The sequence below is a fragment of the Nonomuraea sp. LP-02 genome, assembly GCF_036289125.1.
Taxonomy (GTDB): Bacteria; Actinomycetota; Actinomycetes; order Streptosporangiales; family Streptosporangiaceae; genus Nonomuraea; species Nonomuraea bangladeshensis.
Genome location: NZ_JAXCLK010000001.1, coordinates 6832675 through 6853720 on the forward strand (window position 1 = coordinate 6832675; position 21046 = coordinate 6853720).

Here is a 21046-nt window from a genome sequence, read left to right on the forward strand (position 1 = left end):
ATGACCGTCATTCGTGCCGCCGACGCGCGGCGTACCGAGACACCCGGCGGGGTCATGACGACCTTCGCCTCGCCCACCCAGGGAGCGGCCGGGCGGTCGCTCTGGCGTGTGGAGGCCAAGCCCGGCGTGGCAGGGCCGCTGCACGACTTCGACGTCGAGCAGGTGTGGAGCTGGCTCGACGGTACGGCGACCGTCGAGCTCGGCGAGGAGAGCTTCGCCGTGGCGGCGGGCGACACCGTCGTCATGCCGGCGCGCACGCCGCGCCGCGTCACCGCCGGCCCGGACGCCGGCTACACCGCCGTCGTCACCGCCCGGGCCGGCGCCCGTGCCATGTCCGCCGACGGGGCCGACCTCGGCACCCCGCCGTGGATCGCGTGAAAGGGAGGACGCGCATGTCTGTCGTGCCGAACGCCGAATGCCGGCGTACCGAGACGCCCAACGGCGTGATGACCACGCTCGCCTCCCCGACGCAGGGGCAGGCTGAGCAGGCCGTGTGGCGGGTGGACGCCCGTCCCGGCATGGAGGGGCCGGTGCACGCCTTCGACGCCGAGGTGCTGTGGACGTGGCTCGACGGAGCCGCGGTGGTGGAGCTGGGCGAGGAGCGCCACGAGGTCGCGGCGGGGGACACGATGGTGCTGCCCGCGGACGTGAGCCGGCGGATGTTCGCCGATCCGGCGCGGGGGTTCGTGTCGATCGTGACCGCGCCGGCCGGGACGAAGGTCTACAACCCGGACGGTACGTCCGCCCCTGACGCCTGCGACCTGGCTCCGAAGGGCTCCGAACGCCTGGTCCCGCCCTGGGTCAGCTGACCCCCGGCAAACCGCCGCCGGGCGCCCAGCGGCCCCGGAGCGCGAGGGCTCCGGGGCGGGTCCGGGGGGGGTTCGGGTCGGGTGCGGCGGGTGGGTCAGGCGTGGGGGAGGCGGTAGGTGTCGTCGTCGAGGGCTTCGGCCAGGCCGTCGGCGATGAGGCCGTCCAGGGCGCGTTCGCGCTGGACCGCGTCGTCCCACACCACGTCGAGCGCCGCCTTCGGCACCGGACCGTGGGCCTCGCGCAGCACCGCCAGCAGCCGCCCCCGGCACTGGCGGTCGGTGCCGGCGTAGGTCTGGCCCTTGCGCGCGGGGCCGGCGTGCGGCGGCTTGCCCGCCAGCCGCCAGGCGCACACGTCCGCGATGGGGCAGTCGGCGCAGCGCGGCGCGCGGGCCGAGCACACCAGGGCGCCCAGCTCCATCACCGCCACGCCCCAGCGGGCCGCGCCCAGCTCGGGCAGCAGGGCCTCGGCGAGCCGCCGCTCGGCCGCTGACGTGGCCGTAGGAGGGTACTCCTCGGCGCGTACGGCCCTGGCGAACACCCTCCGGACATTGGTGTCCAGCACCGCGTGCCGTCCGCCGTAGGCGAAGCTGGCGACCGCGGCGGCGGTGTACTCGCCGATGCCCGGCAGGGCCAGCAGCGTCGCGTGATCGGCGGGCACCTCGCCGCCGTGCTCGTCGGTGATCGCCCGTGCGCAGGCGTGCAGGCGCAGCGCCCGCCGCGGGTAGCCGAGCCTTCCCCAGTGCCGGACCGCCTCGCCAGGCTGCTCGGCCGCGAGATCCTTGGGGGTCGGCCAGCGTTCCATCCACTCGTGCCAGACGGGCAGGACGCGGACGACCGGGGTCTGCTGCAGCATGATCTCGCTGACCAGCACCCCCCAGGGCGTTGCGTCGGCGGCCCGCCAGGGGAGGTCTCTTGCGTTGTCTTCGTACCAACTGAGGACAGCGTTGTGCAGAAGATGAGGCTCAACCACGCCGACAAGGGTATGCCGATGGGAATGACCTCGGCGTGTCGTCACCCTAAGTGACCTTCTGGTTACCATGCTGGGTCTCATGGATCCGGAGACGATGCGTGGCGACGGCGGTGACGTTTACTGGCGGCGCCGGATGAGCGTGCTGGTAGCGGTGCTCGTCGTGGTGGCCGTGGTGGCCTGGGCGTGCTCCAGCGGGAGCAAGGGCGGGCCGGAGCAGAGCTCCTCGGAGGTCAAGGTCTCGCCCAGCGTCTCGCCGGCGGTCGATCCGCTGCTGGCGGGGCTGCGTACGCTCGCCATGGGCACCGCCACCCCCACGCCCACGCCCAGCGCCCGACGGCCGAGCCCGTCGCCCAGCCGGGTCAGGCGGGCGGGCGCGCCCTGCGCCGAGGAGGACCTCGTGCTGAGCCTGCAGGGCGGCAAGGACCAGATCTACGCGGGCGGCTCCCGGCCGTCCTTCATCGTCACGCTCGTCAACACGGGGCCCGTGATGTGCAGGGCCGACGTCGGCCCTCGGGACATGGAGATCCGCATCATGTCCGGCCAGGACCGCATCTGGTCGACGGCCGACTGCGTGAGCGGGGCCGGCGAGGACGTCGCCGAGCTGCAGCGCGGGGTGCCGTACGTGCGGTCGCTGAACTGGGACAGGAAGCGCTCCAGCGCCGACTGCCGCTCCACGCCGCCGGCCGCGCTGCCCGGCACGTACGTCGCCATGGCCCGCTTCGGCAAACTCCGCAGCCCCAAGGGCGTCTTCCACCTCCGGTGACCCCGCCCGCCGGTCGTCGTTCAGACGTAGCGTTCGAGGATCGAGGACTCGGCGAGGCGGGAGAGGCCCTCGCGGACGCTGCGCGCACGCGACTCGCCGACCCCGCCCACGGCCTGCAGGTCGTCGATGCTGGCCGCGAGCAGCTTCTGCAGCCCGCCGAAGTGGTTGACCAGCCGGTCGACGACGGTGGCGGGCAGGCGGGGGACCTTGGCGAGCAGCCGGAAGCCGCGCGGGCTGACCGGGCTGTCGAGCTTGTCGGCCCCGTGCCCCAGGACGTGGGCGACCGCGGACAGGTCGAGCAGGTCGGCCCCGGAGAGCTGGTCGAGGTCGTGCATGGCCTCGGGCAGCCGTTTGTGGCGCCGGCCCGAGGGCGCGGGAAGGTAGTCGCGCACGACCAGCTCCCGCTCGGAGTCGACCCCGGCCACCAGCTCGTCGAGCTGCAGGGACAGCAGCCGCCCGTCGGTGCCGAGCTCGACGACGTAGCCCTTGATCTCGTCGGAGATGCGCCGCACCATCTCCAGCCGCTGCGCGACGGCGGCGACGTCGCGGACGGTGACGAGGTCCTCGATCTCCAGGGCCGACAGCGTGCCGGAGACCTCGTCGAGGCGGTGCTTGTAGCGTTCGAGCGTGGCCAGGGCCTGGTTGGCCTTGGACAGGATGGCCGCGGACTCCTCCAGGACGTAGCGGATGCCGTCGAGGTAGAGGGCGATGATGCGCATCGACTTGCTGATCGCGATGATGGGCAGGCCGGTCTGCCGGGCGACGCGCTGGGCGGTGCGGTGGCGGGTGCCGGACTCGTCGGTGGGGATGGACGGGTCGGGCACGAGGTGCACGGCGGCGCGTACGATCTTGTCGTCGCCGCTGATCACGATGGCACCGTCCATCTTGGCGAGCTCGCGCAGCCGGGTCGCCGAGAAGTCGACGTCGAGGGTGAACCCGCCGCTGCAGACCATCTCGACGTCGTCGTTGTAGCCGAGAACGATCAGCCCGCCGGTGGACCCGCGCAGGATGCGCTCCAGGCCGTCGCGCAGGGGCGTGCCCGGCGCCACCGCCGCCAGAGCTTCGCGCCGGCGGTCGTCCAGACTCCTATCCACCTGACCCCCGTGTCGATCGGTCACGCCCAGCTTAGCGGCGCTATGTGACGTGTGTGAGTGCGTCCCAGACGTTCTCCGCCTGGACGACCTCGAACCCGGGGGCGAACGCCACGGGCCCGACGGGCACGAGCGCGCGCTGGCCGTTGTGCCTGCGGGTGCCGTCCTCCAGCGAACCGGCGGGGACGAGCGCCCGCTTGAAGCCGAGCCGGGCGGCCTCCGTGAGCCGCCTGCGGACGTCCTTTACCGGCCGCAGCTCGCCGGCCAGGCCGACCTCGCCGAGCGCCACCAGCCCGGCGGGCAGCGGCTTGTCGCCGGCGGCGCTCGCCACCGCGAGCATGACCGACAGGTCGACCGCGGGGTCGGCCAGCTTGATGCCGCCGACGGTGGCGGTGAAGACGTCGCAGCCGCCGAGCCGGGCGTTGAGCCGCCGCTCCAGGACGGCGAGGATCATCTGCACGCGGTAGGTGTCGAGGCCGGAGGAGGTGCGCCGGGGCTGCTGCGCCTCGGTGCGCGCCACCAGGGCCTGCACCTCGGCGGGCAGCGGCCGGGTGCCCTCGACGGTGACGGTGACGCAGGTGCCCGGCACCGGCTCGCTGCGCCGGGAGACGAACAGGCCGCTGGGGTCGGTGATGCCCTCGATGCCGCGCTCGTGCAGGTCGAAGCAGCCGACCTCGTCGGTGGGGCCGAACCTGTTCTTGATCGCGCGGACCATGCGGAGCCGGGAGTAGCGGTCGCCCTCGAAGTTGAGCACGACGTCGACCAGGTGCTCCAGGGTGCGGGGGCCGGCGATGGAGCCTTCCTTGGTGACGTGGCCGACGAGGACGGTGGCCATGTTGCGCTCCTTGGCCAGGCGTACGAGGTTGGCCGCGACCTCGCGGACCTGGGTGACGCCGCCGGGCACGCCGGTGGCCTGCGCGGAGCCGATCGTCTGCACCGAGTCGACGACGAGCAGCGTGGGCTGGACCTTCTCGACGTGGGTGACCAGCGCCGACAGCTCGGTCTCCGCGGCGAGGTAGAGCTGGGGCCGGATGGCGTCGATGCGGTCGGCGCGCAGCCGCACCTGGGCGGCGGACTCCTCGCCGGTGACGTAGAGGACGGTCTCGCGCTCGGCGATGCGGGCGGCGGCCTCCAGCAGCAGCGTTGACTTGCCGATGCCGGGCTCGCCGGCCAGCAGCACGACCGCGCCGGGGACCAGGCCGCCGCCGAGCACCCGGTCGAGCTCGCTCACCCCGGTGCTGCGTGCCGTGGCGACCTCGGCCTTGACCTGGGCGATCGGCAGGGCGGGCCCGGTGGTGGCGCCGCCCTGGACGATGGTGACGCCGGCCCGGCCGCCCTCCGCGTCGACCGTGCCCCATGCCTGGCACTCGCCGCACCGGCCGACCCACTTGGTGGTGCGCCATCCGCACTCGGCACAGCGGTAACCGGGCTTCGGGGCAGACGTCTTCGCCATGCCGAGCAGGCTAGCGCCGAGCTACGACAGTCCGGGCTAGATCAGGCCCAGGTCGGACTCCAGGAGGCGCTTGGGCTTGGCGCCGATGACCCGCTTGACCGGCTCGCCGTTCTCGAACAGCAGCAGCGTCGGGAGGCCCATGACGCCGTACTTGGCCATGATCTCGGGGTTCTCGTCAGTGTTGAGCTTGCCGATGGTGAGGCCGCGCTCGGCCTCGATCTGCTCCAGTACGGGCGCCACCATCCGGCACGGCCCGCACCATTCGGCCCAGAAGTCGACCAGCACCGGCCGGTCGCTCTTGAGCACCTGCTCCTCGAAGTTCTCGGTGGTCAACGTGATCATGTCTTCATCCCCTCACGAAACATCCTGGGCACGACTCGGCGAGCTGGGCGGCGACCTCGGCGCGGCGGCCGAGCAGGACCCGGATCTCGGCGTCGATCTCGTCGAGCTTGCGCTGGTAGACCTCGACGGACTCGGCGCACGAGCCTCCCGTGCTGTGCCCTCTGCGCAGGCAGTCGACGAACGGCCGGGTGTCCTCCAGGGAGAACCCGACCGCGAGCAGGGCGCGGATCTCGGTGACGAGCCTCACGTCCTCCTCGGTGTACTGCCGGTAGCCGTTGGGGTCGCGACGGGCCTGGAGCAGGCCGTGCTGCTCGTAGTACCGGAGCGAGCGGGTGCTCGCCCCGGTGCGTTCCGCCAGCTCTCCGATGCGCATGCCCTCCACGGTAAACGTTGACACCGGCGTCAAGGGAAGTAGGCCCGCGGCGGCCGTACTCGTTCCTGATTTCGTAAAGGCTTGAATAGCTCCTTGTCATATATGACCCGCTTTTGGTTTCATGCCCGATAAGTCATACGTGTAAGGGTGATCGTCCCCGGGGATGACCGTTCACGCTCACTACTGCGCATTTCGCGATCAGTACGATTCGGGGGAACAATTAAATGCGTGCAAACAGGATCCACCGGGCTGCCGGGGGCGCCATTCTCGCGGCCGCGGCGCTCACGGCCGGAATGCCGGCGGCAAACGCGCTGGCGACCGTGCCGTGCTCCGGGAGCGCCCTGGTGAACGCGATCAGCAACGCCGCGTCCGGCGCCACGCTCAATCTGACGCCCGGCTGCACCTACGTGCTGAACAACAGCACCTTCAACCCGATCAACACGACCGGCCTGACGATCAACAGACCCCTCACCATCCACGGGCGCAACAGCACGATCCAGCGGAGCGCCACGGCGAAGTTCCGCCTGTTCACCGTCAACGCCAACTTCACCCTCGACCGCGTCAGGCTCAGAGAGGGCGACGCGACGATCTCTCCGGGCGGACTCGGCGGAGCCATCGCGGTCAACCGCGGGACCACGAACCTCGACGCGGTGCTCATCCAGAAAAACACGGCCACCTTCTCCGGCGGCATCGGCGCCCTTGGCGGAACCGTCGTCAATGTGTCGAACAGCATTATTCAAGGCAATTCCGCGACCAGGAACGGCGGCGGTGCGGGCAACAACGGGATAATGACTTTCACCGACACCGTCATCAGCGGCAACCGGGCCGGGGAGAAAGGTGGCGGAATAGCGAACGACGGAACCCTCGCGGTGGCTCAGAGCATCATCACCCGCAATGAGGCCGGCACGGTCGGAGGAGGCATCGCGAATCTCGCTCCCGGCACCGCGACCGTCACCCGCAGCCTGGTCAACAACAACAAGGCGACCACCCCGCCCGGCGGCATCGACAACGAGAACGGCGCCAGCGCCGTGAGGCTGACGGCCGCGATCGTGCTGGGCAACACCCCGACCAACTGTTCACCCCATCCCGTCACTCCCGCCACCGCGTGCCGGAACTAGCCCGTCCCGCGACGAGCGGCCGGGTGGAGCCTCCGTGGGGACGACTCGTCCCGTCGGAGGCTCCACCCGCTCAGTAGTGGCGCCAGCGGAGCACGTTCGGGTAGGCGAGCTCCAGGCCCGGGGTCTCGGTGATGGCCTGCTCGGCCACCTGGGGCGCGAACTCGATGCGCAGCACCGCCTCCAGGTCGGCCCGGCGCTCGAAGGCCATGCGCAGGTCGAGCGGGCGGCGCTGCCAGCCGTGGCGGTCCCAGAACGCCTCGACCTCGCGGGCCGAGTACGCCGGCACCGTCCGCGAGAACCACCGGCCGAACGCGCCGCGGGTGGCGTCCAGATCGATGACGAACGCGGTGCCGCCGCGCCGCAGCACCCGGGACAGCTCACGCAGCCCCGGCTCGCAGCCCGGCCCGAAGAAGTACGCCCACCGCGCCATGGCCACGTCCACGCTCGCGTCCGGCAGCGGCAGGTCCTGGGCCACGGCGGCGTGCACGTCCACGTTGGCGAGCGCGCAGCGGCGGCGGGCCAGCGCGGCGAGGTCGCCGTGCGGCTCCACGCCGATCACGCGGGCGGCGACCGCGGCCAGGCCGGGCAGGTGGTAGCCGGTGCCGCAACCAATGTCCAGCACGGTGGCGCCGTCCCAGGAGCGCACCGCGCGCATCGCCGCGTCGGCGGCCCGATCGGGATCGACGGCGCGGTTCTCCAACTCGTAGACCTGCGGAGTGTTCCAGATGTTCGGGCTGGGAATCGCCCCCCTCGCAATGCGTGGCATGCCCACAACGCTAGGGCGTCGCGCGCCTTATCGGCTTCTCCGGCTTAGGCTGGCAACGTGGCTGATGTCATCCGCGTGCCCAATGCGAAGATCGCATTGTCCACCGCCTCGGTATATCCGGAACGCACTCCTGACGCGTTCGAGCTGGCCGCGCGCCTGGGCTACGACGGCGTGGAGATCATGGTCGGGGCCGATCCCGTGAGCCAGGACATCGACGTGATCGAGCGGCTCTCCGATCACTATCAGGTGCCCGTGCTGGCGATTCACGCCCCTTGCCTGCTGGTCACGCAGCGGGTGTGGGGGCGCGACCCGTGGGCCAAGCTGCTCAAGGCCCAGAAGGCGGCCGAGCGGCTCGGCGCCTCCGCGGTCGTGGTCCATCCGCCGTTCCGCTGGCAGCGCGACTACGCCCGCGAGTTCGAGGCCGGGCTCGCGAGGATGCGCGACGAGACGAATGTCACGTTCGCGGTCGAGAACATGTTCCCGCTGCGGGCCAGGGGGAGTGACGTGGTGCCGTACGCGCCCGACTGGAACCCGATCGACTACGACTTCCCGCAGGTCACGCTCGACCTGTCGCACACGGCCGTGTCGGGCTCCGACGCGATGGAGATGACGACCAAGCTCGGCGACCGGCTCGCCCACCTGCACCTCGCCGACGGCATCGGCGTGACCAACAAGGACGAGCACCTGGTGCCGGGCCGGGGCAACCAGCCGTGCGCCCAGGTCCTGGAGCGCCTGGCCAACACCGGCTACTCCGGCCTGGTCGTGCTGGAGATCAACACCCGCAAGGCGGCCAGCCGCACCGAGCGCATCGACGACCTGGCGGAGGGGCTGGCCTTCGCCCGGCTCCATCTGGCGGCCACCACATGAACATCGGTCCGATGCGGGAGCTGGGCGGGGTCTTCGACCGCGTGGCCGACGCCTACGAGGCCGGGCGGCCCAGCTATCCCGACGAGATGTTCCGCGCGGTGTGCGAGCTCACGGGCGTGGACCTCGACGGCGCGACCACGGTCGACGTCGGGGCGGGCACCGGCATCCTCACACGGGCGCTGCGGGCGCGCGGCTCCCACGTGGTCGCCGTGGACCCTGCCGCGGTGATGCTGGCCCGGCTGCGCTCGCGCGCCGACGGCGAGCCGCCGCTGGTCGCCGCCGTGCAGGGCGACGGCAACGTGCTGCCGGTGGCCGACGGGGTGGCCGACCTCGTGACGTACGGGCAGTCGTGGCACTGGCTCGACCCCGCGGCCTCCATCGCCGAGGCCCGGCGGGTGCTGCGGCCCCACGGGGCGATCGTGGGCTGCTGGAACCTGCACCACGCGGCCCAGGCCGAGTGGCTGGCCGCGTACGAGGCCCGGCTGGCCGAGGAGGTGCCCGCCTACTGGGGGCCGGCGGTGGAGGAGTGGGCGGTGCCGCCGATCGCCGCGGCCTTCGAGGTGATCGCCGAGCGGTGGCTCCCGTGGACCCGCCTGGTCGGCATCGAGGACTTCCTGCTCGACCTGCGCTCCCACTCGTACATGGCGGCGCTGCCCGCGGAGGCGGCCGACGCGCTCGTGGAACGGCAGCGTACGGAGCTGCGCCGGGAGTTCCCCGAGGGCATGCTCTCGGTGCCGATGCGCGTCTACCTGGCAGTGGGCCGGTGACGGGCGGCGTATGGCGACCGAGCCTGCCTCGCGGAGCGAGGCCATGAGCAAAAGGGGCCCCGGTCGGCGGCCCGGGTCGGCGGACACGCGCGGGGAGATCCTGACGGCGGCCCGGCGGGTGTTCGCGGAGAAGGGGTTCGACAAGGCCACCGTGCGCGGCATCGCCAGGGAGGCGAGCGTCGACCCGGCGCTCGTTCATCACTATTTCGCCACGAAAGAGGGCATCTTCGCGGCGGCCATGCGCCTGCCGCTGACCCCGGAGGCGGTCCTGCCCGAGCTGCTGGAGGGGCCGCGCGAGGAGGTGGGGGAGCGGCTGGTGCGCCTGCTCCTCCGGGTGACGGCCGCGCCGGAGACCCGCGAGCCGTTGGTGGCGCTGCTCCGCTCGGCGATGACGAACGAGCAGGCGCAGGCGATGTTCCGCGAGTTCATCACGAACGCGCTGCTGTTCAGGGTGGCCGACGGGCTCGGGGTGCCGCACCTGCGGATCGAGGCCGCCTTCGCGCAGATGTTCGGCGTGGTGATGGCCCGGTACGTGCTCAAGCTGGAGCCGATGGCGAGCGCGGACCCGGAGGAGTTGGTGGCGCTGCTCGCCCCGACGCTCCAGAGGTACTTCACAGGCTAGAGCATTGTTCTGGAGGGGCCTGCCACCTTAGGGTATGTCGCGTACCCCAGGTATGTTACCGGCCGGTAGGATCCGGGGTGAGGTCTGTATAACGGCTGCACGTACGCTTGACAGCCAGCGACAGCCAACGTCGTCTGTGGGAGGACCCCGTGCTCTGGGTAGCCATCATCGGGCTCGTCATGACCGTCCTGGCGGTGGCCGTCGCCGGCCGCCGGGTTCAGTTCCTGTACAAGCTCGCCACTGTGGGGCCGCCCGCGCCCGAACGCGTCGAGTACGCCAAGGCGAACGCGGGCGAGGAGCTGAAGGCGCAGCTGGTCGAGGTCTTCGGTCAGAAGAAGCTGCTGAAGTGGACGCCCTCCGGCGTGGCCCATTTCTTCGTCATGTGGGCGTTCTTCATCCTGCTGACCGTCTACATCGAGGCGTACGGCGCCATCATCCAGGGGGCGATCACCGGCCGCCCGAACTTCCACATCCCGCTCATCGGGCAGTGGGCGGTCCTCGGGTTCCTGCAGGACTTCATCGCCGTCGCCTGTCTCCTCGGCCTGGCCGCCTTCGCGATCATCCGGCTGAAGAACTCGCCGAAGACGCTGGGCCGCAAGTCCCGCTTCTCCGGCTCGCACCTGGGCGGCGCCTGGCTCGTCCTGTTCATGATCTTCAACATCATCTGGACGCTGTTCCTGGCCCGCGGCGCCGCCGCCGCCAACGGCAACCTCCCCTACTCCTCCGGCGCGTTCGCGTCGCTGGCGCTGGGCGAGGTGCTCCCGGCGAGCGGGCTGCTGGAGGAGATCGCGCTGCTCCTGCACATCGGCTTCATGCTGGTGTTCCTGGTCATCGTGGTGAACTCCAAGCACCTGCACATCTTCACCGCGCCGCTCAACGTGCTGTTCTCGCGCCGCCCCGACGGGCTCGGCGCCGCGCCGGAGATGCGGGTGGACGGCAAGCCGGTCGACTTCGAGGACGAGGACCTCGACCCCGAGCGGCTCGGCCGGGGCAAGATCGCCGACACCACGTGGAAGGGCTTCCTCGACTTCTACTCCTGCACCGAGTGCGGCCGCTGCCAGTCGCAGTGCCCGGCCTGGAACACCGACAAGCCGCTGTCGCCCAAGATGCTCATCCTCGACCAGCGTGACCACGCCTTCCAGGTGGCCCCCTACCTGCTGGCGGCCGCGAACGGCGTCGAGCACAAGGACACCGACGTGCTGGCGCTGCTGGACAAGCCGCTGGTCGGCGAGGACGGCGTGATCCACCCCGACGTGCTGTGGTCGTGCACCAACTGCGGCGCCTGCGTCGAGCAGTGCCCGGTGGACATCGAGCACATCGACCACATCCTCGACATGCGCCGCTACCAGGTGATGGTGGAGTCGTCGTTCCCGTCCGAGGCGGGAGTGATGGTCAAGAACCTGGAGAACAAGGGCAACCCGTGGGGGATGTCCGAGATGAAGCGGGCCGACTGGATCGAGGAGCTCGACTTCGAGGTCGAGATCGTCGAGGACAAGATGCCCGAGGGCACCGAATACCTGTTCTGGGTCGGCTGCGCGGGCGCGCTGGAGGACCGCGCCAAGCGCACCACCAAGGCGGTCGCGGAGCTGCTGCACATCGCCGGCGTGAAGTTCGCGGTGCTCGGCCCGATGGAGGCCTGCTCCGGCGACCCGGCCCGCCGCCTCGGCATGGAATACCTGTTCAACATGCTCGCCCAGCAGAACATCGAGACGCTGAACGAGGCCGGCGTCAAGAAGATCGTCGCGACCTGCCCGCACTGCTTCAACACCCTCGCCAACGAGTACCCACAGCTCGGCGGCACGTACGAGGTCGTGCACCACACCCAGCTCCTGGCCAAGCTGGTGGACGAGGGCCTGCTCACCCCGGTCACGCCGATCGAGGAGAAGATCACCTACCACGACCCGTGCTTCCTCGGCCGGCACAACAAGGTCTACTCCCAGCCCCGCGACATCATGGCCAAGGTGCCCGGCGTGCAGACGCAGGAGATGCACCGGCACAAGGACCGCGGCTTCTGCTGCGGCGCGGGCGGCGCGCGCATGTGGATGGAGGAGCGCATCGGCAAGCGCATCAACACCGAGCGCGTGGACGAGGCGCTGACCACCAACCCCGACACCGTCTCCACCGCGTGCCCGTTCTGCATGGTGATGCTCGGTGACGCGATCAACGAGAAGAAGAACAGCGGCGAGGCCAAGGAGTCGCTGGAAGTCGTGGACGTCGCCCAGCTCCTGATCAAATCGGTCAAGGGCGCTTCCTGAGGACGCGAAACGGAGCTCCTCCACACCCCGTGTGGAGGAGTTTCGTGTGTCGACAAGGGTGACGACAAGAAATCTGCCATCCACATAACGGGAAAATCACGGTAACCTCAACGTCGCATGGGTCTATTCGACGGGGAGGGGGCTCGCGATGGGCGTCGTCGTCACCGACGCCGAGGTGACCCTGGCCGACGTGCTCTCCCTGCGACTGGCCATCGACGAACCACTCCGCGAAGGCACCGAGCTCGTCCTGCGGCACCGCACCACGGGGGTGGAGCGTGAGGTCCGCCTCGGCACGCCGGGGGCGCGGGCGCGCGAGGCCACGCTGGCGGTCTCGCTGGCGCCGCTCGACCTCACGGCCGGCCGCTGGGACGCCTTCCTGCGCCACGACGGCCGGCGCAGCCGGCTGCAGAGCGTGGACCCGGGCTTCTCGCTCGACCACCTCGACGCGTACGCCCTGTGCCGGCGCACCCTCGCCTACCGCTCCTACCGGACCCGCAACGGCTACCTGGCCCTGAAGATCACCGACGCCGAGCCCGGGGCCGAGGTGCGCAGGGTGTGGTTCAGGGAAGGCCGCTTCGAGGTCATGGGGCTGCTCACCTACACCGGGCTGGAGGACGACGACTCCCGCCACGAGGCCACGCTCACCCTCGACCGGCGGCAGGCCGGCGCCCGGGTGTCGGCCACGGCGTACGTCCAGGGCGTGCGCTTCCACGCGGCCGTCTCGCTCGTGGACGTGCTGGCCGCCGACCCCGACGGCGCGGGCACGTGGGAGCCCGCGCTCCAGGTCGCGGGGGTGCCGGCGCCGCTGCGGCTCGCCTCGCGCCTCGACGACGTCGACGGCAAGCGCCGCCGGCTCCACTACCCGGCGGCCGAGGTGGACGGCGTGCCCGTACGGCCCTGCTACACCGCCGACGACGAGTTGCGCATCGAGGTGGGCGCATGAGGATCGCCCTGCTCCTGCCGTCCGCCTACGGCATGCGGGGTGATGTACGCGCGACGCTCAACCTGGCCAACGCCCTGGCGGAGCGGCACGAGGTCGAGCTGATCAGCGTACGGCGGCAGAAGGAGAAGCCGTTCTTCCCCGTCGGCCCGCGCGTCGTCATGCGCAGCGTCGTGGACGCCCGGCCGGGGGTGCGGCACCTGCTGCCGCGCGGCCAGGTGCGCACCGAGGTCGCGCTCTGGCGGGTGCTGCGCGGGCTCAGGTGCGACGTGCTCGTCACGACCAGGCCGGGGCTCGGCGTCCAGGCGGCCAGGCACGCGCCGCGCGAGGTGCTGAAGCTCGCCAGGGAGTGGGCCAGGCCCGCCGTGCCGGCGCCCGTCAGACGGTTCTACCCGCGCCTCAACGCCGTCGTGGCGGCCACGGAGGCCGGCCAGGAGGAGTGGGGCAGGCTGCTCGGCGACGGGCCCGCCGTGCGCTTCGTGCAGGACGCGCTGCCGGCCGGCCCCTGGCCGCGCTCACGGATGGACAACAGGATCGTCGCGGCCGGAGGCCGCTGGGTGGCGGTCAAGGGCTACGACCGGCTGATCCGGGCGTTCGCGGTCGTGGCCGACAAGCGCCCCGACTGGCAGCTCCGACTGTACGGCGGCGGCCCGGAGGAGCGCCGGCTGCGCGCCCTGGCGCAGGAGCTCGACCTGCACAACCACGTCTACTTCATGGGCACCACCCCCGACCTCGCGGGCGAGTTCGCCAAGGCGTCGATCGTGGCCAACCCCTCGCGCGGCGACGACCAGGCCATGACCGTGCTGGAGGCCATGGGCTGCGGGGTGCCGGTGGTGGCGTACGAGGGGGCGCGGGCCCCGGCCGAGTTCGTGGCCACGGGCTACAACGGGGTGCTGGTGCCGGAGTCCGGCGCCGACGAGGAGATGTTCGCGGCGGCGCTGCTGGCCCTGATCGACGACGAGCGCAGGCGGCGCTCGCTCGCGGCCGGCGCTCTCGACACCGCGACCCGGCACGCGGCGGCCGAGGTCGCCGGTCAGTGGGAGAAGCTGATCGCGGATCTCCGCTGATCCCCGCTCCCCATACGGGTTCCGGGTACCGTAGAACCATGCATGGGTACAGCGGAGACAAGCAGGCCTATCTGACGCGGCTCCGGCGAGTCGAGGGCCAGATCAGGGGCCTGCAGCGCATGGTCGAGGACGACGCCTACTGCATCGACATCCTCACCCAGGTCTCCGCCGCCACGCGCGCCCTCCAGGCGGTGGCGCTGGGCCTGCTGGAGGAGCACATCTCCCACTGCGTGGCCGACGCGATCAACACCGGAGGCCCGGAGGCCGAGGCGAAGGTGAAGGAGGCCTCGGCGGCCATCGCGCGCCTCGTCCGGTCTTAAGGATCTTGTGGGGGCCGGCATCCTCCTTTCGTAGGAGGCGGCCCGCGCAAGTGACTAGTTATGCGAAACCCCGGGAACTAGGTCCCCGGGGCTCGGTAATCGTCGTGATGCTTCTTCAGCGGCTCGCCGAAGTCCGCAATCCGAGCGCGTCGTCGAGTTCGTCCAAGGTCAGCCGCCGCTCGCTGACAGCCACGGCCGTGAGCACCTCGGCGTAGAGCGCAATCTCGTCCAACGCGACACGGTCGTGGACCCGAGAGTCCAGGTCGTCGTGCCCCACCGCGTCGTCCTTTCCTTCCGCAGCCCACACCCTCTCCGAGGTTACGGGGGGACCCCCTTCGGGCGACATGGCCCATCGGAGTCATTCCTTTCGGCGCCCCGGGGCCCCAGTGGGGTCATTTCCCGAATCGGAGATCACAATTCAGCGAATTTACTGAGCCTTCGGGTGTTAGAACGATACAGGCGAGGTAAGAGGGAAATAGCGGGATTAGTGGTTTAGATGTGATCAGTGTCGCTCACGTGATGATCATCGCGTTCGTGCACCAGCTTGCTCACGAGCGCCGACTGCCCCGCGAGGCCCCGCTCCGGCACCTTGGCGCCGGTCAGGCGCTCCCAGGCCCGCCCCGTCGCGTACGCGGCCCCCAGCACCCCCGCCGCGCTCGTCCGGTCGGGCGGCGCCACCTCCAGCACCGGCGCGGGCACGGTCGACACCCCGCCTCGCGGGCCGGCGGGGAACCCCTCGGGCGCGGTCGTCTCGGCGACCGAGGTCTCCGTCATCCCCGCCCGCTCCAACTCCTCGTACGCCGTCCGCAGCCGATGGTCGAGCAGCGCGGGCAGCCGCCGCCGCGAGTCGGCCAGGTCGGCCAGGAACCCCGCCGTGGCCCGCGCCGGATCGGGCGTGAACGCCAGCGCCTCGGCCAGGTCGTAGACCGCGTGCCGGAAATGCGCCGCGACGTCGGTCTCCGGCAGCAGCGCCCGGCCCAGCCGCGCCGGAGTACGCTCCAGCCACGCCAGACGCACCTCCTCCGCGCCCGCCAGGCCGTCGTCCAGCCCGGGGTCGCGCAGCGCGGGCTCGACCATGGTGAGCAGCGCGAGCGCCCGCGGCCGGAACCGGGTGTCGGACATCAGGATCTGCGCGGTGTCGGCCATCACGGCGGCCAGGCGGCGCGACTCCCTGGCCCGCCCGGCCTCCGCCCGCTCCACGACCATCGTGACGAGGTCCAGCAGCGGCGGCGCGGGCAGCCAGCGCACCCACTCGTCGCCGGGGAGCGGCCGGCGGAGGTATTCGCCGAAGACGGTGAGCAGCCGCTCGTTGCCGTCGAAGGCCGGCGCGTACGAGCACCACATGATCGTGCCCCACACGGCCGCGACCGTGCTCGGCACGTCCCTGGCGAAGATGTCGTCGAAGGCCGTCAGCGGGTAGTCGAGCTCGGACTTGCGCCCGCAGGCCCGTACGAGCACGCGCAGCCGCTCGGTGAGGTCGGCGGAGACGTCGGGGCCGATGAAGGCCATCGTGGAGCCGGGCTCGGCGTGGAAGTCGGGTCCGGACGGCACCACGTCCGGCGGCAGCTCGGCGGCGGCGTGCCGGACCTCGCGGGCCCGCTCGCCCCGCGGCGGGGGCGCGAGGTGCCAGCGGCCGGAGGCCGGGTCGTGCAGGTGCCAGCGGGCGTGCGCGCCGAACAACCACCGGTCGCCGTCGCGGGTGACGAGGACCCTCGCGGCCAGGACGTGCGCGCGATCGGGCACCGGGAGCTCAGGCCAGCGCGGGTCGGCGACCATCGCGCGGACCGCCGCCTCGGTGGCGGTGAACGCATCCCAGGGTGGCACGGGCGTCATCGTACTTGCCGGTCGTGGATCACCCGACGGCGAGACACGGCAGAATGTGGCCTATGAGGGCGAAGGTAGCAGGGACGTTAGCGGTCGCGAGCGTGCTCGCCGGATGCGGCACGACGACCTCGGCCGACCCCACGGTCACCGGGCCCGGCATGCTGACGCTCGAGCGGGCCACCCCTCCCGCGCCCGGCGGAGAGGTGGGCGAGGCCTCGACCGAGTTCGCGAAGGCGACCGACCTCGCCATGTGGACGAAGCTGAGCGACACCGAGAAGGACGTCGACCGGATCGCCAAGCTGGACGTGAACAAGACCGCGAAGGGCATGCTCTACCTGGAGCCGAGGACCTCGGCCTGGTTCGACGGCTTCCGCGGCCCCTTCCTCTACCAGGACCTCGCCGGCGACATCGTCATGCACGCGCGGGTCAAGGTCGAGGGCAAGAACGGCGGCAAGCCCAAGCGGAAGTTCTCGCTCGGCGGGCTCATGGCCCGCCAGCCGGGCTCGTACGCCACCCCCAACTGGGTCTCCATCACCACCGGCACCGGCGAGAAGAGCGGCCAGGTCGAGGTCAAGTGGACCGAGAACGGCAGCTCCAAGCCGAAGGAGATCCCGGTCAAGGCCGGCTGGGTCGACCTCGTCCTCGCCCGCGCTGGGCGCGCCTTCGTGGCGCTGTACAAGGAGGAGGGCGGCACGTGGAAGGTGGGGCAGCGCTGGGCCTCCAACCTCCCCGACGCCCTCCAGTGGGGCATCACCGCCTACACCGACTGGGACAGCTACGGCGCCGTAAAGCAGGACCCGGCGAAGGCCAACGCCCGGCTGATCAGGGGCCTGCCCGACTTAAAGCTGACCGTCGACTTCGTCCGGTTCCTCCGGCCCGAGCTGCCGGACTACGCCGACCCGCTGAACGACCAGTCGGTGCCGGCCGACGTGCTCGTCAAAGCCTTGACGCCTGCCGGTGCCTGAGTGCCTTGGCGATGTAGTTGTCCGGGGTGCGGGCGAAGGAGGCCCGGTCGTCGTCGGTGAGCTCGCGTACGATCCGGCCGGGCACCCCGGCCACCAGCACGCCCGACGGGATCTTCTTGCCGGGGCCCACCAGCGCTCCCGCGGCCACCAGCGTGCCCGCACCGACGCGGGCGCCGCCGAGCACGATCGCGCCGATGCCGATCAGCGCGCCGGACTCGACGTGGGCGCCGTGGACCATCGCCTTGTGGCCGAGGCTCACCCGATCCTCCAGGACGGCGGGCTCACCGGGGTCGGAGTGGAGGCAGCACAGGTCCTGTACGTTGCACTCCTCGCCGATCTCGATCCGCTCGTCGTCGCCCCGCAGAACGGAGCCGTACCAGATGCTCGACGCCCGGCCGACGCTGACCCGGCCGACCACGGTCGCGCCGGGGGCGACGAACGCCTCGGGATGGATGTCGGGGACGGCCCCGGCATCCAGCGCTGCTATGTACATTCGACACATCGTAATTGCCGGTCCGGGTATGGCGTTCCGGTTGCGGACGTGGGCAGATGGCAGGAAAGTCGTTTCTTGACGACTCGCCGTCAGACCCTCACAACTCGCAGTTCTCCCCGCCTCACGCAATCCACCCTTAGGTAACCTCCATGATGAACCAGCACGACAGCTTCCCCGACCTGATGCAAGAGGACACCTTCGAGGTCGTCATGCGCGGCTACAACCGCCGCCAGGTCCACGACTACATGCTCCGCACCCGCAACCAGATCCGCGATCTGGAGGAGCGGCTGGCGCGGGCCATCGACCAGGCCGAGCAGGGCCGCATCGAGCTGGCGGAGGCCCGGCGGCGCATGGTCGAGACGCCACAGAGCTACGAGGACCTGAGCCCGCGGCTCGCCCAGATACTCAAGCTCGGCGAGGAGGAGGCCGAGGCCAAGAGGGCGGAGGCGGAGGCCGAGGCCGCCCACCTGCGTGAGACGTCGCAGGCCGCGGCCGCCCACCTGCGTGAGACGTCGCAAGCCGAGGCCGAGCGGCTGCTGACGACCTCCCGCGAGACCGCCGACAACATCCTCACCTCCGCGCAGGCGGAGGCGGAGCGCCGGGTGAACGAGGCCACGCAGGCCGCCGAGCGCATGCTGTCCCAGGCGAGCGCCGACGCCGACGAGCAGCTCACCTCGGCCCGCGCCGAGGCGGAGGAGACCGTGCGCGGGGCGCGGAGCGAGGCGGAGCGCCTGCTGACCACGGCCCAGGCCGAGTCCGAGCAGCTCATGAAGGACGCCGCCGCCCAGGCGGAGCAGATCGTCATGAGCGCGCGGGCCGAGGGCGAGGCGATGCTGGAGACCGCGCGCCGGCGTACGGCGGCGCTGGACGAGCAGGCGGGCCGGCGGGTGGACTACCTCACCAACACGCACACCGAGGTGGTGCGGCGGCTCAACGAGATCGGCTCGGTGCTCGGCGACCTCATGCGCACCGAGGCGGGCGCCGGGCCGCTGGTGCCTGAGGCCATCGCGCCCCCGCGGCAGCAGCCGCAGATCGCGGCCCAGCCCGAGTCCGAGCCCGAGCTCCAGCCCCAGGAGCGGCAGCAGCCCCACCCGCAGGACGACGTGCGGGTGATCGTCGAGGACGACGACGAGGAGGAGCGGCCGCGGGAGGCCGGCGCCGAGGAGCGGCCGGTCTCCGACGACACGGAGGTCACCGTCGTCCGCGTGCCCCCGAAGTAACGCGCGCTTCTGAAGTCGACGCGCGCCTCCGAAGCGTCTCTCGAGGCTCCTGAATGAGTAGCGTCAGGAGCGGAAGCCTCCGCCCCCGATTGGGTCGGAGGCTTCCGCGCTCGTGGCCCCGCCGTTCTGGTGGCCCGGTGCCGGGGCCGCCGAGACGCTGGACCCGGCACCGGGCTGCTCGTGTGCGCCCGCGGCGGGCTGCTGCCGCCGCCGACGCCGGGGTGGTGCGGGGCCGGCTCCCCAGTCCTGTGGCTCGCCGGCCCGTCGTTCCTGGTCCCGGAGGTGGTCCCGCAGGCCCTCCGGGTCGTCCGCGTCGATGGTCATCGCGCATCCGGCGTCGCGCTGTTCGGCGCTCAGCGGATGGTGCCTCGTGGCCCACCAGCGGCCCGCGTCGCTCCGCCAGATGGTCCATTGGGGATACTCCCGGGCGATCTCGGCGAGATGCCGGTCAAAGGACATCGCTGCCCGCCTTCCGGGGGCCCCAGGTGAGGTTTCCATCTCCTTAGACGATGAATGACTTCTCTAGAGAATTCAAGGGCAGGTCAACCTAACGCTTGACAGATCGGGTTGAACTAGGCGTCGAAGTCGTACTGGAGTACGTATGCCGCCGAGTCCAGCACCATCTCGTTGACCTCGACGGGAAGCCCGCCCGACGTGTACGCCGTGCGCGCGATGACGATGACGGGAGTGCCGCCGGGCAGGTCGAGCAGCGCGCTCTCGCGCGGTCGCGGCATGCGGGCGCGGACCTCCTCGGTGAAGTGGGCGGGGGCCGCGCCGAGGTCGCCCAGCCGGGCGTAGACGCCGCCAGGGCCGGTGTCGGTGAGGGTGATCGCGCTGTCCTGGACCAGGTGCGCGGGGAAGTAGGAGGCCGCGAGCTGCACGGGCCTGGCGTCGACCGAGTAGCGGCGGCGGCGTACCCACACCTCGGCGCTGTCGAGTATGCCCGCCACGTGCTCGGCCGCGCGCTCCAGAGCCACCTCCAGGTGATCGACGGTGAACGGCCGGCCCCGGGTGTCCGCGTCCCAGATGGCCCGGCCCTGACCCCACTGCTCGCGTGACAGCCGGCGTGAGCCGTGCCGCCGGATGGGTTTGAACAGCCGCACGTAAACCCCCGAACCTCGTCTGGGCACCGCCAGCCCTTCGTTGATCAGTACGGCAAGCGCCTGCCTGGCGGTGGCTCGCGCGATTGCGTAGTCGGCCATCAGTGCGTTCTCGCCCGGCAGTCGGTCCCCGTCACGCAGCTCGCCGGCCAGGATCCGGGCGCGGAGACCGTCGGCGATGCGGCGATAGATAGGGGGCTCGTGGGGTACCGGGGATTCAGACAACTTTGATCACCCTCTGTCACCAACCAGGTTGTGGCGTCTCCAGAGAACTTGCCCCGTCTTGTCCACGATCGCACAGATACAAGGGTTGGTCGCGAGCTGTTTTTGAGCTGATCGTGCCCGTGTGGTGAACTACGCCGTGTTTAAGCGGACCGTTACCGGGCACCTGTCCCGGCCGGTATTCGCCCGGCCCACCAGCGGCGAGTAACCGACGCGGAGACCACCGCGCCCGCCGTGTTGAGCAGGACGTCGTCAACGGACGAGAAACGTCCGAGTTCCAGCACGAGTTGCAGCACCTCGACCAGGACCGAAAAGGCCGCCGCGACCGCCGCAACCCGGCCCGTCGAAGCCATCGCCGCACTCCGTACCGGCAGCAGCGCGCCCAGCGCGGCGAACACCAGGAGATTGCCCCCGACCTGCACGAACACCGTCTGCCACGGGGCCGAGGCGAGGTCGGCCAGGTCCGCGAACGGGATCAGCCCGACTCCGCCGGGACCGTTCGCGGGGGTCAGGATCATCCAGATCCACGGGGCCGTGCCGACCACGATGCCCACATCGGCGATCGCGGTGCGCAGCGGCGCCGGGCGGCCGGCGCGGGCGCGGCGGCGGAAGAGGAGCACGACCGCGAGCGGGGTCAGGAACAGCGCAAACGTACCAGCAATAATGACGGATCCCCACAATTCCCACGTCTGCGCCAT

Annotated in this window: 25 protein-coding genes; 13 read left to right on the forward strand and 12 right to left on the reverse strand. The window is 71.2% G+C overall.

Translation table 11 applies throughout. The features are described 5' to 3' along the window. A complete protein-coding gene (locus SMD20_RS32165) occupies nucleotides 1-378 on the forward strand; it encodes a cupin domain-containing protein (RefSeq protein ID WP_091081346.1) in 378 nt (125 codons plus the stop codon). 14 nt (nucleotides 379-392) lie between these two features. After that, nucleotides 393-809: a cupin domain-containing protein gene (locus SMD20_RS32170; protein WP_329588535.1), complete on the forward strand. Its 417-nt coding sequence runs from the start codon at nucleotides 393-395 to the stop codon at nucleotides 807-809. Nucleotides 810-904: 95 nt separating this feature from the next. Here SMD20_RS32170 and SMD20_RS32175 read toward each other — a convergent pair whose 3' ends face one another. Next, nucleotides 905-1663, reverse strand: coding sequence for an A/G-specific adenine glycosylase (locus tag SMD20_RS32175; RefSeq protein ID WP_442942615.1), 759 nt, complete (start codon nucleotides 1661-1663; stop codon nucleotides 905-907). A 196-nt stretch (nucleotides 1664-1859) separates the two neighbouring features. Between SMD20_RS32175 and SMD20_RS32180 the strand changes: the two genes are divergently transcribed. Then, nucleotides 1860-2543 (forward strand): hypothetical protein, encoded by a 684-nt coding sequence (locus SMD20_RS32180; protein WP_329588538.1) that lies wholly within the window; start codon nucleotides 1860-1862, stop codon nucleotides 2541-2543. Nucleotides 2544-2563: 20 nt separating this feature from the next. Here SMD20_RS32180 and disA read toward each other — a convergent pair whose 3' ends face one another. Genes disA through SMD20_RS32200 form a run of 4 tightly spaced genes read right to left on the reverse strand, consistent with a single transcriptional unit; the run spans nucleotide 2564 to nucleotide 5802 of the window. Next, nucleotides 2564-3637 carry a DNA integrity scanning diadenylate cyclase DisA gene (gene disA, locus SMD20_RS32185; protein ID WP_329588540.1) on the reverse strand — a complete coding sequence of 358 codons (1074 nt, stop codon included), beginning with the start codon at nucleotides 3635-3637 and terminating at the stop codon, nucleotides 2564-2566. 40 nt (nucleotides 3638-3677) lie between these two features. Continuing rightward, nucleotides 3678-5087, reverse strand: a complete 1410-nt coding sequence (radA, locus tag SMD20_RS32190; RefSeq protein WP_329588542.1) for a DNA repair protein RadA — start codon at nucleotides 5085-5087, stop codon at nucleotides 3678-3680. A 36-nt stretch (nucleotides 5088-5123) separates the two neighbouring features. Next, nucleotides 5124-5429, reverse strand: a complete 306-nt coding sequence (gene trxA, locus SMD20_RS32195; RefSeq protein ID WP_329588544.1) for a thioredoxin — start codon at nucleotides 5427-5429, stop codon at nucleotides 5124-5126. A 4-nt stretch (nucleotides 5430-5433) separates the two neighbouring features. Beyond that, nucleotides 5434-5802 (reverse strand): MerR family transcriptional regulator, encoded by a 369-nt coding sequence (locus tag SMD20_RS32200; protein ID WP_329588545.1) that lies wholly within the window; start codon nucleotides 5800-5802, stop codon nucleotides 5434-5436. 344 nt (nucleotides 5803-6146) lie between these two features. Between SMD20_RS32200 and SMD20_RS32205 the strand changes: the two genes are divergently transcribed. Next, nucleotides 6147-6920, forward strand: a complete 774-nt coding sequence (locus tag SMD20_RS32205) for a hypothetical protein (protein ID WP_329588546.1) — start codon at nucleotides 6147-6149, stop codon at nucleotides 6918-6920. Between the two features lie 70 nt (nucleotides 6921-6990). Here the strand turns inward: SMD20_RS32205 and SMD20_RS32210 are convergent, their stop codons facing one another. After that, on the reverse strand, nucleotides 6991-7686 hold the full coding sequence (locus SMD20_RS32210; RefSeq protein WP_329588548.1) for a class I SAM-dependent methyltransferase: 696 nt from the start codon (nucleotides 7684-7686) through the stop codon (nucleotides 6991-6993). Nucleotides 7687-7743: 57 nt separating this feature from the next. Between SMD20_RS32210 and SMD20_RS32215 the strand changes: the two genes are divergently transcribed. The 7 genes from SMD20_RS32215 (at nucleotide 7744) to SMD20_RS32245 (ending at nucleotide 14524) form a co-directional block, all read left to right on the forward strand. Continuing rightward, nucleotides 7744-8553, forward strand: a complete 810-nt coding sequence (locus SMD20_RS32215; protein WP_329588549.1) for a sugar phosphate isomerase/epimerase family protein — start codon at nucleotides 7744-7746, stop codon at nucleotides 8551-8553. Further along, entirely contained in the window at nucleotides 8550-9320 is a 771-nt protein-coding gene (locus SMD20_RS32220) for a class I SAM-dependent methyltransferase (RefSeq protein ID WP_329588550.1), read from the forward strand. The genes SMD20_RS32215 and SMD20_RS32220 overlap by 4 nt, the downstream gene beginning before the upstream one ends. Before the next feature lie 43 nt (nucleotides 9321-9363). Further along, nucleotides 9364-9942: a TetR/AcrR family transcriptional regulator gene (locus SMD20_RS32225; protein ID WP_329588552.1), complete on the forward strand. Its 579-nt coding sequence runs from the start codon at nucleotides 9364-9366 to the stop codon at nucleotides 9940-9942. Nucleotides 9943-10091: 149 nt separating this feature from the next. Beyond that, on the forward strand, nucleotides 10092-12197 hold the full coding sequence (locus SMD20_RS32230) for a (Fe-S)-binding protein (protein ID WP_329588553.1): 2106 nt from the start codon (nucleotides 10092-10094) through the stop codon (nucleotides 12195-12197). A 148-nt stretch (nucleotides 12198-12345) separates the two neighbouring features. Beyond that, a complete protein-coding gene (locus tag SMD20_RS32235) occupies nucleotides 12346-13140 on the forward strand; it encodes a hypothetical protein (protein WP_329588554.1) in 795 nt (264 codons plus the stop codon). Continuing rightward, nucleotides 13137-14204: a glycosyltransferase gene (locus tag SMD20_RS32240; RefSeq protein ID WP_329588556.1), complete on the forward strand. Its 1068-nt coding sequence runs from the start codon at nucleotides 13137-13139 to the stop codon at nucleotides 14202-14204. Before SMD20_RS32235 ends, SMD20_RS32240 begins: the two co-directional genes overlap by 4 nt. A 38-nt stretch (nucleotides 14205-14242) precedes the next feature. Then, nucleotides 14243-14524 (forward strand): metal-sensitive transcriptional regulator, encoded by a 282-nt coding sequence (locus tag SMD20_RS32245; protein WP_329588558.1) that lies wholly within the window; start codon nucleotides 14243-14245, stop codon nucleotides 14522-14524. Between the two features lie 115 nt (nucleotides 14525-14639). On the opposite strand, the gene SMD20_RS32250 is transcribed toward SMD20_RS32245, so the two are convergent. Both SMD20_RS32250 and SMD20_RS32255 read right to left on the reverse strand, forming a co-directional pair. Further along, nucleotides 14640-14801 (reverse strand): hypothetical protein, encoded by a 162-nt coding sequence (locus SMD20_RS32250; RefSeq protein WP_020540796.1) that lies wholly within the window; start codon nucleotides 14799-14801, stop codon nucleotides 14640-14642. Nucleotides 14802-15016: 215 nt separating this feature from the next. Then, on the reverse strand, nucleotides 15017-16357 hold the full coding sequence (locus tag SMD20_RS32255) for a hypothetical protein (RefSeq protein ID WP_329588560.1): 1341 nt from the start codon (nucleotides 16355-16357) through the stop codon (nucleotides 15017-15019). A 53-nt stretch (nucleotides 16358-16410) separates the two neighbouring features. Here SMD20_RS32255 and SMD20_RS32260 point away from each other — a divergent pair, with 53 nt between their 5' ends. Then, entirely contained in the window at nucleotides 16411-17313 is a 903-nt protein-coding gene (locus tag SMD20_RS32260) for a hypothetical protein (protein ID WP_329588561.1), read from the forward strand. Here SMD20_RS32260 and SMD20_RS32265 read toward each other — a convergent pair. After that, a complete protein-coding gene (locus SMD20_RS32265; protein ID WP_329588562.1) occupies nucleotides 17285-17806 on the reverse strand; it encodes a gamma carbonic anhydrase family protein in 522 nt (173 codons plus the stop codon). The two genes, SMD20_RS32260 and SMD20_RS32265, sit on opposite strands and share 29 nt — an antisense overlap. A gap of 149 nt (nucleotides 17807-17955) precedes the next feature. On the opposite strand from SMD20_RS32265, the gene SMD20_RS32270 reads away from it, so the two are divergent. Further along, nucleotides 17956-19026: a hypothetical protein gene (locus SMD20_RS32270; RefSeq protein WP_329588563.1), complete on the forward strand. Its 1071-nt coding sequence runs from the start codon at nucleotides 17956-17958 to the stop codon at nucleotides 19024-19026. A 63-nt stretch (nucleotides 19027-19089) separates the two neighbouring features. On the opposite strand, the gene SMD20_RS32275 is transcribed toward SMD20_RS32270, so the two are convergent. From SMD20_RS32275 to SMD20_RS32285, 3 genes are all read right to left on the reverse strand, one after another. After that, nucleotides 19090-19485, reverse strand: a complete 396-nt coding sequence (locus tag SMD20_RS32275; protein ID WP_329588565.1) for a hypothetical protein — start codon at nucleotides 19483-19485, stop codon at nucleotides 19090-19092. Nucleotides 19486-19598: 113 nt separating this feature from the next. After that, a complete protein-coding gene (locus SMD20_RS32280) occupies nucleotides 19599-20351 on the reverse strand; it encodes a GntR family transcriptional regulator (protein ID WP_329588567.1) in 753 nt (250 codons plus the stop codon). A 152-nt stretch (nucleotides 20352-20503) separates the two neighbouring features. Continuing rightward, the gene (locus SMD20_RS32285; protein WP_329588568.1) at nucleotides 20504-21046 is read right to left on the reverse strand and encodes a VanZ family protein; all 543 of its coding nucleotides are present in this window, start codon (nucleotides 21044-21046) and stop codon (nucleotides 20504-20506) included.